Annotated in this window: 12 protein-coding genes and 1 riboswitch; all 12 genes read left to right on the top strand. The window is 39.3% G+C overall.

What is annotated here, in order from left to right; genetic code table 11:
- The first annotated feature begins 133 nt into the window (after positions 1–133).
- The 12 genes from dnaE to FC85_RS11530 all read left to right on the top strand — a co-directional run bounded on the left by dnaE (position 134) and on the right by FC85_RS11530 (position 14,127).
- The gene (gene dnaE, locus FC85_RS11585) at positions 134–3,472 is read left to right on the top strand and encodes a DNA polymerase III subunit alpha (RefSeq protein ID WP_057865703.1); all 3,339 of its coding nucleotides are present in this window, start codon (positions 134–136) and stop codon (positions 3,470–3,472) included.
- 227 nt (positions 3,473–3,699) lie between these two features.
- Positions 3,700–5,457: a pyruvate kinase gene (pyk, locus tag FC85_RS11580; RefSeq protein ID WP_057865702.1), complete on the top strand. Its 1,758-nt coding sequence runs from the start codon at positions 3,700–3,702 to the stop codon at positions 5,455–5,457.
- A 290-nt stretch (positions 5,458–5,747) separates the two neighbouring features.
- A complete protein-coding gene (locus tag FC85_RS11575) occupies positions 5,748–6,608 on the top strand; it encodes a CvfB family protein (protein ID WP_057865701.1) in 861 nt (286 codons plus the stop codon).
- 8 nt (positions 6,609–6,616) lie between these two features.
- Positions 6,617–7,519, top strand: coding sequence for a site-specific tyrosine recombinase XerD (gene xerD / locus FC85_RS11570; RefSeq protein WP_057865700.1), 903 nt, complete (start codon positions 6,617–6,619; stop codon positions 7,517–7,519).
- The gene (locus FC85_RS11565) at positions 7,520–7,882 is read left to right on the top strand and encodes a hypothetical protein (RefSeq protein WP_057865699.1); all 363 of its coding nucleotides are present in this window, start codon (positions 7,520–7,522) and stop codon (positions 7,880–7,882) included.
- Positions 7,875–8,624 (top strand): segregation and condensation protein A, encoded by a 750-nt coding sequence (locus FC85_RS11560; protein WP_057865698.1) that lies wholly within the window; start codon positions 7,875–7,877, stop codon positions 8,622–8,624. The genes FC85_RS11565 and FC85_RS11560 overlap by 8 nt, the downstream gene beginning before the upstream one ends.
- Positions 8,614–9,210, top strand: a complete 597-nt coding sequence (gene scpB / locus FC85_RS11555; RefSeq protein ID WP_057865697.1) for an SMC-Scp complex subunit ScpB — start codon at positions 8,614–8,616, stop codon at positions 9,208–9,210. Before FC85_RS11560 ends, scpB begins: the two co-directional genes overlap by 11 nt.
- Positions 9,207–9,932 (top strand): pseudouridine synthase, encoded by a 726-nt coding sequence (locus FC85_RS11550; protein ID WP_057865696.1) that lies wholly within the window; start codon positions 9,207–9,209, stop codon positions 9,930–9,932. Before scpB ends, FC85_RS11550 begins: the two co-directional genes overlap by 4 nt.
- Positions 9,933–9,978: 46 nt before the next feature.
- A riboswitch (FMN riboswitch) is annotated at positions 9,979–10,098 on the top strand.
- 84 nt (positions 10,099–10,182) lie between these two features.
- The gene (locus FC85_RS11545; protein WP_057865695.1) at positions 10,183–10,770 is read left to right on the top strand and encodes an ECF transporter S component; all 588 of its coding nucleotides are present in this window, start codon (positions 10,183–10,185) and stop codon (positions 10,768–10,770) included.
- A gap of 124 nt (positions 10,771–10,894) precedes the next feature.
- Positions 10,895–11,959 (top strand): YpbB family protein, encoded by a 1,065-nt coding sequence (locus tag FC85_RS11540; RefSeq protein ID WP_057865694.1) that lies wholly within the window; start codon positions 10,895–10,897, stop codon positions 11,957–11,959.
- Positions 11,943–13,394, top strand: a complete 1,452-nt coding sequence (locus FC85_RS11535; protein WP_057865693.1) for a RecQ family ATP-dependent DNA helicase — start codon at positions 11,943–11,945, stop codon at positions 13,392–13,394. The genes FC85_RS11540 and FC85_RS11535 overlap by 17 nt, the downstream gene beginning before the upstream one ends.
- A gap of 67 nt (positions 13,395–13,461) precedes the next feature.
- Positions 13,462–14,127: a LysM peptidoglycan-binding domain-containing protein gene (locus tag FC85_RS11530; RefSeq protein WP_057865692.1), complete on the top strand. Its 666-nt coding sequence runs from the start codon at positions 13,462–13,464 to the stop codon at positions 14,125–14,127.
- Positions 14,128–14,247: the final 120 nt, after the last annotated feature.

The raw sequence follows: 14,247 nt of genomic DNA, 5'->3' as shown, positions 1-14,247 counted from the left end.
TTTTTTTACAAGAGTGGTTGAAGACAAATTTAGTTTGCCTTTGACCACTTTTTGTATTCCAAGAAACTAATCGGCAAACATGATTTTGAACAATAATTTAGAGTATAATTTTGGTAGGAAAGAGGGGATTTTTGTGGGCTACGTACCACTTCAAGTGATAAGTTCTTACAGTTTATTACAAAGTCCAATTCGAATTGAACTGTTGGTCGCTGAAGCAAAAAAGCGCGGTTATCAAGCGTTGGCGCTGACTGACATTAACGTCATGTATGGTGCCGTTGAATTTTACGATGCCTGCGTCAAAGCAGCGATCAAACCAATTATTGGATTAACGTTGCAACTCCCCGGAATTGTAATTAGTGAAAAAGATTATCCAATTGTCTTAATTGCCAAGGATCAACAGGGCTATCAAAACTTAATGCAGATTTCGACATTAAGAATGACCAAGCAAGACCTTAAATTATCTGATATCAATGATTACTTATCTCACTTATTTGTCATTTTGCCACCGATTGCAGAGCTAAATGACTTGATGTTACAGGGACGGACAGCTGAAATTTCTGGCTTGATTGGGCACTTAAAAGACACTAAATTGGATTTAGATGCTCTCAAAATCGGAGTCGATTACCATGCTTCGGATAATCTCGTTGATATGTGTAGTAAACTAGCTGCTGATAATCAGGTTGATTTAATTGCTGACGCACCGGTTCAATATCTCAATGCCACTGATTATTTTCCAATGCAGGTATTAAAGGCAATTGGTGATGCCACTAAGATGACAGACATTACTCAGCTAAGTAAACAGGTCGGTCCATATTGGCTGCGACCACGAGAACAAATTGAACATGAATATCAACAAATTCATCTTAATGACGCCCTGAAGCAAGTGGATACGTTAATCCGGCAGGTTGACGTCCAAATTCAAAAGCAACAACCCAAGCTGCCACAATTTGATACCCCAAACCACATTGATTCCGGGGCTTATCTCCGACAGTTGTGCAATCGCGGTTTAAAGCAGCGGCTGTCAACTAACCAAATCAACAATCCGCAACCATATCTCGAGCGACTAAACCGTGAATTATCGGTCATTCATTCAATGGGTTTCGATGATTATTTCTTAATTGTCTGGGATGTGATTAATTTTGCTCATCAAGCAGATATTATCACTGGACCGGGTCGAGGTTCAGCAGCCGGTTCACTGGTTGCTTACGTTTTATTTATCACGGATGTTGATCCAATTAAATATAATCTATTGTTTGAACGATTTTTAAATCCAGAACGAATTCAGATGCCGGATATTGATTTGGACATTCCGGATAATAAGCGTGATGAGGTAATCCAATACGTTCATAAAAAATATGGGCATGCCCGAGTTGCTCAAATCATTACTTTCGGAACTTTGGCGGCAAAACAATCAATTCGTGATGTCGGGAGAGTCTTTGGCTTAAATCCAACCCAACAGGATCAATGGAGTAAGGCAATCCCGAGTGCATTTCACGTTACCTTAAGAGATGCGTATCATAATTCCCAGAAGCTGAAAAATTTGATCGCAGATAGTCCACTTAATCAGGCGTTATATCAAACCGCAATTGCGCTTGAAGGTCTTCCTCGTCATTATTCAACACATGCCGCGGGATTAATTTTAAGTGATCGTGCATTGGTAAATTTGGCGCCTCTTCAGGATGGTAATGAGGGGTTGCTCATGACCCAGTATTCCAAAGATTATGTTGAATCCGTTGGTCTGTTAAAGATTGACTTTTTGGGATTGCGAAACCTCTCCATTTTGGCTGACGCTTTAGCCGAAATAAAAAAATCAACTGGTCAAACACTGAATATCTCTCAAGTATCACTTGCAGATAAAAAGACACTGACACTATTTTCCCAAGGCGAAACGACCGGTATTTTTCAATTCGAATCAAATGGTATTCGAAGTGTTCTAAGACGGCTACATCCCGAACAATTCGATGACGTTGCATTGGTTAACGCGCTTTATCGACCTGGACCGATGCAGAATATTGATGAAGTGATTAAACGAAAAAATGGCCACGAAAAGCTTCAATTTCCAGACGAATCCTTAGCGACAATTCTTAAACCAACGTATGGTGTGATTGTTTATCAAGAGCAAGTCATGCTGGTTGCTTCCGAAATGGCCGGTTTTTCACTTGGTCAAGCTGATATTTTGCGACGGGCAATGAGTAAAAAGAAACTCAAAGTGATGGACCAAATGAAGGCCAAATTTTTGGCAGGGGCTAAAAAGCGCGGCTATTCCGACAAAATTAGTCATCAGGTATTCGATTATATCGAACGATTTGCCAATTATGGCTTTAACAAATCACATGCGGTTGCTTATAGCAAAATGGCATACGAGTTGGCCTATCTTAAAACATACTATCCCGGCGAATTTCACGTTGCGTTATTGAATTCAGTTCAAAATAGTCCTGTAAAAATTAAGGAATATTTAATCGACGCAAAAGCAATGGGCGTCAAAATTTTAGGACCGGATATCAATAAGAGTGCGGCTGCTTTTTCTTATCAAAATGATCAGATTATGTTTGGCCTTGGTTCAATTAAAAGTGTCCGGCATGATATGGTGGTTGATTTAATTCAGGAACGTCAAACCAACGGGGCTTATAAAACATTTCCCGATTTTTTGAACCGACTGGATAGTAAGTATCGCAAGACCGAGTTGATTGACGCTTTAATTTATTCAGGTGCTCTTGATGGCTTTAAATTTAACCGATCCGAATTAATTGCTGCTGCTCCCGAATTCATTAGCTCAGTTGAATTGAGTGGTCATTCGTTATCGTTATTCAAGGCGTTGGAACCTAAAATGCCAAGGATGCCCGAATTACCATTGATGCAACGATTGGAAAAGGAGAATGATTACTTAGGCGCGTATCTTTCCGGCCACCCTACCGAACGATTTTCATCCTTAGCCAAACAATTAAAAGCAAAGACAACCGCCGACTTGGTAGTTGGGATGGTCAATGTATCTATTTTTCTGTATATTACAAAAGTTAAAATCATTCGAACAAAAACGGGTAAACAAATGGCATTTCTCGATGGTAATGATCAAGTTGGCGAATTATCGGTAACGGTTTTTCCTAACCTGTTTTCCAACAGTCAGTCTTGGCTTCATAAAGACATGGTTTTATTGATCAGTGGCAAGGTTGAGAAAACAACCGCAATTCAATTGGTTGCTAATCGAATTCAGCCTGCTGATAATGTATTGAGATCTTCCGAAAAACCGACAACGTGGTACCTCAGAATTGACGATGGTCATGATCGGAACCAAATCTTTCACAAACTAGACCAATTAAGCGATGAATCACACGGTTCAATTCCAGTAATTGTTTATGAAGCAGCTACTAAAAAAACTTGGAAACTCGATCGTCATTTATGGCTTCGTGAGGGAAATCAAATGAAAAGCAAATTAATCACAATCTTTGGTGAAAATAATGTTGTTTATAAGTAATTTTTTTGATCGATCTTTTTAACTTGGTAAAGGCTTTCATTTACGGCACACCTAACTTTTGCATTTACACCAGACAATCAATTGCACATTATCAGCCAAAATTTGGGCGACATGGCCTGAAAAAAGTGATAAAATACGGTTGAACTCTAAAGGGAAGTCAACCATCTAATTACATCTTTGTAGTTAAGAAATTGGCGTGCCCAAAAACCGAAGGAGAGATTTTACTTATGAAGAAAACTAAGATCGTAAGTACATTGGGACCAGCTAGTACCGATGTCGAAACAATTACTAAATTAATTGAAGCTGGTGCTAATGTTTTCCGATTTAACTTTTCACATGGTGACCATCCAGAACATTTGGATCGTTTAAACAAGGTTCACGAAGCTGAAAAGAAGACTGGTAAGACTGTTGGAATTATGCTTGATACCAAAGGGGCAGAAATTCGAACAACTGTTGAAAAAGAGGGTAAAATTGAATTTCATACCGGTGACCAATTCCGAATTTCAATGGATGCCAGTCTTGAAGGTACCAAGGATAAAATTGCCGTAACTTATCCTGGACTTTATGATGATGTTCATGTCGGCGGCCATGTTCTTTTTGACGATGGTTTGTTGGACACTGTTGTTGAGAAAAAAGACGATGCCAATAAAGAATTAGTTGTCAAGGTTCAAAATGATAGCACACTTGGTTCACGGAAGGGTGTTAACGCACCTGGTGTTTCAATCAATTTGCCTGGTATCACCAAGAAGGATTCTGATGATATTCGTTTTGGTTTGGATCATGATATCGACTTCATTTCTGCATCATTCGTTCGTAAACCCCAAGATGTTTTGGATATTCGTGCCTTACTTGAAGAAAAGCACATGGACCATGTTCAAATCTTCCCTAAGATCGAATCACAAGAAGGTATCAATAACTTTGAAGACATTATCAAGGTTGCTGATGGTTTAATGGTTGCTCGTGGTGACATGGGTGTTGAAATTCCAGCTGAAAATGTTCCGTTGGTTCAAAAGACTTTGATCAAGCGATGCAATCAATTAGGTAAACCGGTTATCACCGCTACTCAAATGCTTGATTCAATGCAAGAAAACCCACGTCCGACTCGTGCCGAAGCTTCTGATGTTGCCAACGCTGTCTTTGATGGTACTGATGCAACCATGCTTTCAGGCGAAAGTGCTAATGGTGAATACCCAGTTCAGTCAGTTCAAACAATGGCTCGAATTGACGTTAAGGCTGAAAATGCCTTCAGTGAATTTGGAACACCACGTCCAACTTTTGATGCTAGCGATGTAACAGAATCAATTGGTGATTCAGTTGCCCGGGTTGCTAAAGAATTAGGCATTCACACAATTGTTGCCGCTACTCGTTCAGGCTACACAGCTCGAATGATTTCTAAGTATCATCCAGATGCTGATATCCTTGCTTTAACCTTTGACGAACGTACTCGTCGCGGTTTGATGGTTAACTGGGGTGTTCATCCAATTTTGGTTGATGAAGTTAAGAGCAGTGACGAAATCTTCGAATTAGCTGCTAAGAAAGCCCTTGAAACCGGCTTGGCTAAGGAAGGCGATTTAATTATCGTAACCGCCGGCGTTCCAGTTGGTGAAAGCGGCACAACTAACTTGATGCGAATTCAATTAATTGGTTCAAAGTTGGTTCAAGGCCAAGGTGTTGGTGATAAGACTGTTATTGGTAAGGCAGTTGTTGCTAAAAATGCTGCTGATGCTAAGAGCAAGGTAACTGAAGGTAGTATTTTGGTTACTAAGTCAACTGACAAGGAATACTTACCAGCAATTGAAAAGGCAAGTGCCGTTGTTGTTGAAAATGGCGGTTTGACTTCACATGCTGCTGTCGTTGGTATTTCAATGGGAATTCCTGTTGTTGTTGGCGCTCAAAATGCAACAACCAAGATTTCCGACGGTGAATTAATCACTGTTGATTCACATCGTGGTGTGATTTACCATGGCGCATCAAGCTCAATTTAACAATTAACAGCTGATAATGAATTTAGTTATCACATTTAAATAACGGTTACTTGAACGAGGTTGGAACAAAATTTATTTTGTTTCAGTCTCGTTTTTATGTTGTGAGAGAGTTGATACAACAAAGATAAGACGCAATTATTTTTTCGACTTTCCTAATAATCAACATGAGTTATTAATGAAAATTCGACTTTTTAATAACTGAAGCTGTAAGCCGCCAATCTGTCAAAACTCGAATTTTGTCCAGAAAGCGTGTAAAATGAAACCATGATGTTTCAGAACGGAGAAAAAATATGAATAACATTATTGCACAAATTGTAACTGGCAAAATAATCGACGAAAATGATAAACGTTATTTTGTCCAGGTCAGTGGCGAAACTTTTGAATTAGATAAGTCTGAAATAGAAAAACCGCTTCAGCTGGGTGCCGACTTTACAGGGTTTACTTATGAAAACGAACAGCATAAAATGCAAATCACACGTAATATTCCAGCAATCCGCAGAGATCATTATGGTTTTGCAACCGTTGTAAAAGAAAAATTTGGCCTGGGTGTATTTGTCGATATTGGACTGCCAAATAAAGATGTCGTGGTTTCCATTGATGAGTTGCCAACATTACGAGCACTCTGGCCTCAAGCTGGCGACAAATTATTGATTAGCCTGGTTGTCGATAAGAAAAACCGGATCTGGGGACATTTAGCCGATGAAGAAATATTTATGGCAATTGCCCGACCAATTACCGGTGATATTAAAAATAAGAATTTAAAAGCGCGGGTTTATCGCCTCAAAATGGCGGGCACCCGTTTACTAACTGAAAATTATCACCTGGCTTTTCTCCATCCCGATGAACGTTTAATTGAGCCACGACTAGGAGAAGAAGTCGAAGGTCGGGTTATTGGTATGCTACGCGATGGGACAATCAATATTTCAACTCGGCCACGAGCGTACCAGGAAATTGGTGAAGATGCGAAAATGATTCTAGCTGCCCTTGAACACACCGACGATAAACAACTCGAGTTCAGTGACAAGAGCACACCGGATTCAATCAAAGATTACTTTGGAATTAGCAAGGGGGCCTTTAAGCGAGCGCTTGGACACCTATTAAAAGAACAACTAATCGTTCAGGAATCAGGGCATATTGCATTAAAAAAGTAGGCGGCTAAATGTTAAATGAAGTCGAAAACTATTTACATTATTTACGTGTTGAACGAGGACTTTCCGAAAATACGATCAAAAGTTACCGCCAAGATCTTGTTGAAGCAACCACTTACTTCGAAAAATCAGAATCCAGTCTGACTCAGGTTGATCAATTTTTGATTTTAAATTACTTGGAATTTCTCCAAAATCAACACAAAGCACGTAATACAATCATTCGGACCGTTTCCAGCCTGCGTAAATTTTTTCAATACCTCATGCAATTTGGGATTATTAAAACTGACCCAATGATCAAAGTAGATTCTCCCAAAAAAGCATATGGGCTCCCTGATGTATTGACGGTTAATGAAGTCACCAAACTATTGTCAACGCCAAACGTGACGACTAAGCTGGGAGTTAGGGACCGAGCCATTTTAGAAACGTTATATGCCACAGGATTGCGGGTTAGTGAATTGGTTAACCTGAAGCTCAATGATTTACACCTACCAATGAACTTATTACAAACAATTGGTAAGGGGGATCGTGAGCGGATCATCCCAATCAGTGATGTCGCAATTGATTGGCTTAACCAATATCTGACTACCACTCGAGTGAGACTGCTTCATCACAAAACAAATACCGACTATGTTTTCTTAAATGCTCATGGTCGACAACTCACGAGGCAGGCAATTTGGCAGATGATAAAAAAATATGTTAGTCTTGCCGGAATTAAGCGACACGTTACACCACACACATTACGCCATTCGTTTGCAACTCATTTGTTGGAAAATGGCGCGGACCTACGAATTGTTCAAGAGTTGCTTGGTCACGCCGATATTTCGACAACCCAAATCTACACCCATATTTCACATCAACATTTAACCGAAGTTTACAATAAGTATCATCCCGGCGCATCTAATCGAGGTAATTAAATGCTATATCAATACCGTAAAGACTACGAAAAAATAACGATGGGATTATTTTCCCTGGTTTCTGAATTGCAAAACATGGACTTGGTTACTCAGGAAATGGCTTGGTATGCAAACAGTGATAACCGCATGATTTATTTATGGAAAGACCATTCAAACAACTGGTCAGGTTTAGTTGGAATTGAACTCCAAGAGAAACAACTTTTAATTCATCAATTAGTTGTCACACCTCAAAGTCATAACCAAGCCAATTTCAATCAATTGTTCGACGAACTACAATCGCTTTATCCAAGTTATGAAATCATTACCGGATTCGATATTAAATCAATTTGGATGAAATGGGAGCAATCAAAAAAACATGTCTGAATTAAAACAACCTGAACTCCATTTAGATGACTTTGATGGGCCTCTGGAAGTATTATTACACCTCATTCAAGAATCTAAAATGGACATTTATGATATCCAGATATCTAAAATCACAGAACAGTACATGGCTTACATTTATGATGCCCAACAGCTTAATCTTGATATTGTTGGCAACTATTTTGTGATGGCCGCCAAACTAATGGTCATTAAGTCAAAAATGTTGTTACCCGTCATAGCCGATGATGATCCTGACGACCCGCCTGACGACCCAAGGCAAGAACTGGTTAGTCAGTTACTCAATTACAAACGCTACAAGTTGGTTGCCTCTAAACTAAAACCTCTGGAAGCTAGTCGACGATTAAGCTTTACGAGACCTGAGCTATCGGTTGCAGCCTCTAAGGAACAACTAATTACCCCATCGCCATTCAATCCGGGCGATGTGATGGCAAGCTATGTGGATGCTCTGAAACGATTTCATTATCATCGACCGTTGACAACCACGATTCATGAATGGACCTATACGATTAAAAGTCAGACTGAAGAAATCCGCAAGCTTCTCAATTATCATCAAGCTAAACTTTCATTTACAACCATTGTCAAAGATGCCAATGAACCCGAGGAAATTGTTACTGACTTTTTGGCAATTCTTGAAATGGCAAAATATAATGAAGTGACACTCGATCAAAGGGATATGAAGTCAACTATCAGGATTGGAAGGGGGCCAGCATACCATGCTAAGTAATTTAGCTAAAATTGAATCACTTTTATATGCATCTGGCGATCAGGGCATTACGCTAAAACAGCTTTCCCAACGAACTGCTTTAGAGGCGGCTGCATGTCGACAACTCATCGCCAAAATCGCTGACGCATTTAAAAGGGATTCTGATTGTGGCTTAAGTATTTTAAACAGCAACGACACTTATCGGATTGGCACAAAAGACGATTTGTCGGAGTTAGTTGCCGACTACGTTAACGATGCCAAACCACGAGTTCTTTCGCAAGCTGCCTTGGAAACGATTGCGATTGTCATGTATAATCAGCCAATTACTCGTGTTGAAATTGACGACATCCGTGGTGTTAACAGTTCAGCAATTTTACACCGATTGGTTAATCAAGATTTACTTGAAATAACTGGCGTTAAACAGGAGGTGGGTAACCCCAAACAGTATGGGATTACTAATTTTGGCCTTGATTATTTTGGTCTTAAATCATTAAAGGACCTGCCAGAATTACCTAAAGATGAAAAACTTGATGATAATACCAGTGATGCACTATTAACGAGATTCAACAAAGAAATTGATCAGGGAAAAATGGAGGTGGATTCATGAGTGACAGATTACAAAAAGTGATTGCCCACGCGGGAGTTGCATCAAGGCGAAAAGCTGAAAAGTTAATTGCAGCTGGTCATGTTAAGGTAAATGGTCAGGTAGTTAAAGAATTGGGAACGAAAGTTAGCTCAACGGATGAAGTAAAAGTTGATGAAGTCCCAATCGCTAAGGAACCGCCTGTTTATTATTTACTGTATAAACCACGCGGCGTGATCACTGCCGTAACAGATGACAAGCATCGAAAAACAGTTGTCGATATTTTAGAAGAAGTTCCTGAACGAATTTATCCAGTGGGGCGGCTGGATTACGATACATCTGGACTACTCATCCTAACAAATGATGGTGACTTGGATAATCAATTGACTCATCCAAAGTACGAGGTTGAAAAAACATACGTGGCTAAGGTCAAAGGAATTGTCACCAACGATGATTTAAAGCGGCTTAGGACCGGTGTGATGGTGGATGGTCGTAAGACTTCAAAAGCCAAAACCAATCTTATTCGAACAAATCGTGAAAGCTCCATTGTTTCATTGACAATTCATGAAGGGCGTAATCATCAGGTTAAAAAAATGTTTGAAAGCATTGCTCATCCCGTTGAGAAGCTGAGTCGTGAAACTTATGGCTTTTTAACATTAAGAGGTCTTCAACCTGGTGAATATCGTCGGCTTAAACCGCATGAAGTTGAAGAACTAAAAGAATTATCAGAAAAGGTAAAGCGTTGACATTGCAAAAATATCTGATATATTTAAGTTGAATCTAAATAAATTGGTTTATCTTCAGGGCAGGGTGCAATTCCCGACCGGCGGTAAAGTCCGCGACCGTGATTTATCACGTTGAACTGGTGAAATTCCAGTACCGACAGTAAAGTCTGGTATGTAGAAGATTAATTCTTTTTACTACGCTATGATGTCCTGACATTGTTCTATGTCAGGACCTTTTTTGAAGATCGACCATTGGGGAGAGGTTTTTTCAATGGAAAAAAGTAGTAATCACAAGCAATTATTAACGTCTCAATTAGTCGAAATGTCGGTGTTGGCAGGGTGCTCCTATGTTTTAATGTTCATCGCCGTGCCGATCATCCCGATTGTGCCATATATGAAAATTGATCTCAGTGACATTCCAATTCTAATTGGGACTGTTATTTTTGGCCCAGTTGGTGGCATGATTATTGCCGCATTACGGTCATTACTTCATTGGCTGACAATTGGCGGCGCATCAATTCCTGATTTGATTGGTACTAGTTCAGCGTTACTGTCATCAATCACATTGGTTTGGACCTTCCACTGGGGCGAGCGACTCTTTTCATTCACAAAGGGAATAAAAAAGGCACTACTAGTTATTGCAACAATGACAATTGGGTTAACCGTTATAATGTCATTATCTAATTGGGCTGCCGTTATCCCGTTGTACATGAAAGTTATTGGATTAAAGCTGAACATGCCCCTCGCATTACTGATTACTTACGGTGTTATCCCGTTTAACTTAATTAAAGGGATTGTTGTAGGCGGCATCTTTTATGGTATCAAAGGTAGTTTCTTACCACGGTTAAAATTAAAGTAAAATGAATCATCAAATTGTTTCGTAAGAATATGACCTTAAGATCGTATATAATAAGTGTGGTTAAAACACAGAAGCTGACCAAAACAAATCGTTTTGACTCAGCTTCTTTTTTAGGGGAGAGAATATGAATTCAGCAGATTTGTTTTTTATATTCTGTGATGATCAACAATTTCGCAGAGCCAAAGCAATCAAAAACATCCTAATTGGTCGACGAACGGTCTCAAATCTCTATTGGGCGCTTGAATACAATTTATTGGACTATGTTGATTCACTCCATGGTATTAATTTTGATGATATTGATCACACATTACATCGGCTTCAGCAACAAAAATTGCTTCTATTAGATGATCAGATGCGCGTCAAATTAACGACCAGTGGTATGATGAAGCGCCAACAAATCCTAAGTAAGTTACTACCACTAAAATATCTAAAAATTGCTTCTCAATATGATGTCAGCCGATTCTTACAGCGATTTGTATTTGCGACCCAAATTGTCTCTGAATATAGCTACAGTAATCGAAAATACTATCCACAATCGATCAGTTTTTTTGAGGATCAGTTAATAAAAAAATGGTTTATCCAAAATAAAGGGCAACAATTACCAGAACTTTTTCATCAACTGCTAACAGATTTTCTGAATTGGGTAAATCGTGATGATTTAGCAACCATTTTAGTTGAAAGTTTAAGCGGCCATCATTTTTCCGGGAAAACAGAAGAACAAATTAGCAACCAGCAACAGGTTAGTCCTTTAGTTATTCAAATTTGTTGGCGGCAGTTGTATAGTTGTCTCTTACTAGAAATTTTTAAGAAAAAAGTAAATGAACCGTTGACGGCACTCACAACCAATTTAAGGCGACCAATTATTTCTAATAGTAGTCGGCAGACCTATGATTTATTCATTCATCATCCAGAAGAATCAACAGCAATTATTGCCAGCAAACGACGGATCAAAATAACAACCGTGTATGAGCATTTAATTGAAGCCGCTATTTTTTTACCAATCAGTCAATTTCCGTTCCAACGATTGATTAATCCGCAGATTATGGATAAGTTAGAGTTCAATCAACCAGCGTTACTCGGTGAATGGTCATATCGTGATGCAGTTAACAAAATACCGCAACTGCAATTTTTTGAATTTCGGCTTTACCAAATTCTTAGGAGGAAACAGGTAAATGGTAAATCTACTTGATGAACTTTATAAATATTTCGGATTTAGACAGTTTCGTCCTGGTCAAGAGCAAGTCATTCAAAATTTAATTGCTCGCCACCATACCTTAGCCGTTTTGCCAACAGGAGGTGGGAAAACATTATTATATCAACTTTATGGTGCAATATCCCACCAACGAGTTGTTATCGTTTCCCCACTAATTTCCCTAATGCAGGACCAGGTTAGCAGACTGCAATACTTAGGATCAAAACACGTTGTTGCACTAACCTCAACCCTTGATTTTAAGCAGCGCTGGGCAATTCTTACTCATTTGCAAGACTATCAATTTATCTATGTTTCTCCGGAAATGCTGAGTAATCCTAAGGTAATTGCTTATTTTCGGCAACTATCTGTTGGCCTTTTTGTAATTGATGAGGCCCATTGTATTTCCGAATGGGGACCAGACTTCCGGCCGGATTATTTGCGGTTGGGCCAGATCCGTGAGCAGCTCAACCGCCCATTGACCTTGATGATGACGGCTACTGCAACTCAACAGATTCAAAAGGATATCCTTTCTAAGTTGGGTTTTGCCAGCCAAGATGTTCAAAAAGTGGTTCTCCCCGTTGATCGACCGAATATTTTTTTAAGTGCCAAGATGTGTGAGAATCAAAAATCTAAGAATCAATTATTGCAGTCATTGGTTTCCAAGTTAAATGGCGCAGGGATCATCTACTTTTCAAGCAAAAGCCAAGCTGAGCAAACCGCATTAACATTGAACCGCCAAACTGGCAAACGGGTAATGGCCTATCATGGCGGAATGGATAGTCAGCCCCGATTTCGTATTCAACAGCAATTTATGAATGATGAGATTGATGTGATTTGTGCAACAAGTGCCTTTGGGATGGGGATCGATAAGGATAATATCCGTTTTGTTATTCACTATCATCTACCAAGCAGTATTCAAAATTATGTCCAGGAAATTGGCCGCTGTGGTCGTGATCAACAACCTAGTTTAGCCATTCTGCTATACGAGCCAAACGACCATTATCTACAAACTCATCTCATTGAAAATAATTTTCCAGAAGAAGGGTTGTTGCAATACCTTTATCAGCATCCAGACAAGCTCACTGGTAATGACGCATTTAAAGTAATCAAATACTACTATGATCAGCATTATTCATTTGAAAAAATTCAGAAAACATTCCGTCTGATACAACAACATCGATTAACTGAGTTAAACGAAATGTTGGCCTATGTTGAAGCAACAGGTTGCCGTCGCGCATCAATTTTGTCCCATTTTAACGAACAAATAAGCCCAACTCTGAATCCAAAATATTGTTGTGACCATCATTATGATTTTTGGCGATCTTGGGAAACTTTTAACGATCAGTATCTAAAAAAAACGCCGATCACAAATTTGAAAAGTCGCTCAAATTGGCGAACCATTTTGGATCGATTATTTTTATTAAAAAATTAAAGAAAATGACTTGCAATTAATGCTAGAATTGATTTGTCAATATTTGTAGTGAGGAGGGGGGCTTAGTATGAATACAAACAGTGAACATAAAAAAACAGAGGAAGACGAACCGTGGAACCAAACTTTTTCTGGCGACCGTGATGAAAATGGCAACTTATCACGGGTTAAGCTCCGACAACAAAGCCATAATCACAATTTAGTTACCATTACACTAGTCGCATTAATTATTATGATTGCCTTAGTTGCCTTGATATACGGTATTGCTAAGCAAAGCGCAATGGGCAAAGGCGGTTCCCAGCAGGCTGATTCTTCAGTTCGGGTTACCAGCCAAATAAGTTCAAAAAAAAAATCCAATTCAGATAGTAAGGGTTTCAGTAAGCACACCAAGCAAGCTTCTTCTGTAACAAGATCAAACCACTTAAAAAAGCAGGCTACCGATGACCGGTCGGCGTCAGTTAAAACCAATCAATCAAGGAATCATTCTACCATCCATCGGACAGACTCACAGTCTCAACCAACAACGACTTCCAAACAGGCAGCTGATCAATCGACAGCTTCGACAATGTCAGGTCATAGTAACTCGGCAACTCATCAATATGCAACGGTGGGCGCAGGTCAGGGAATTTATCGGGTGGCTGTTAATCATGGTCTAACAATGGATCAATTAATGGAAATGAATGGCTTGACGTCATCTTCACAAATCCATCCCGGTGAAAAATTGCGCATTAGATAAACGATTAAACAACGCACAATGTGGAAACAGTTCAAGGTTAAATTAACCCAAAGATAACTTTTAACATTCATTTACTGTCGGCTGGGTTTAACTTAATTGTGTTCACAATCAAAAATAGAG

Source organism: Lentilactobacillus diolivorans DSM 14421, from assembly GCF_001434255.1.
GTDB classification, from domain to species: domain Bacteria; phylum Bacillota; class Bacilli; order Lactobacillales; family Lactobacillaceae; genus Lentilactobacillus; species Lentilactobacillus diolivorans.
Note: the sequence above shows the minus strand (reverse complement) of the source record. Positions and strands in the feature narration are given on the sequence as shown.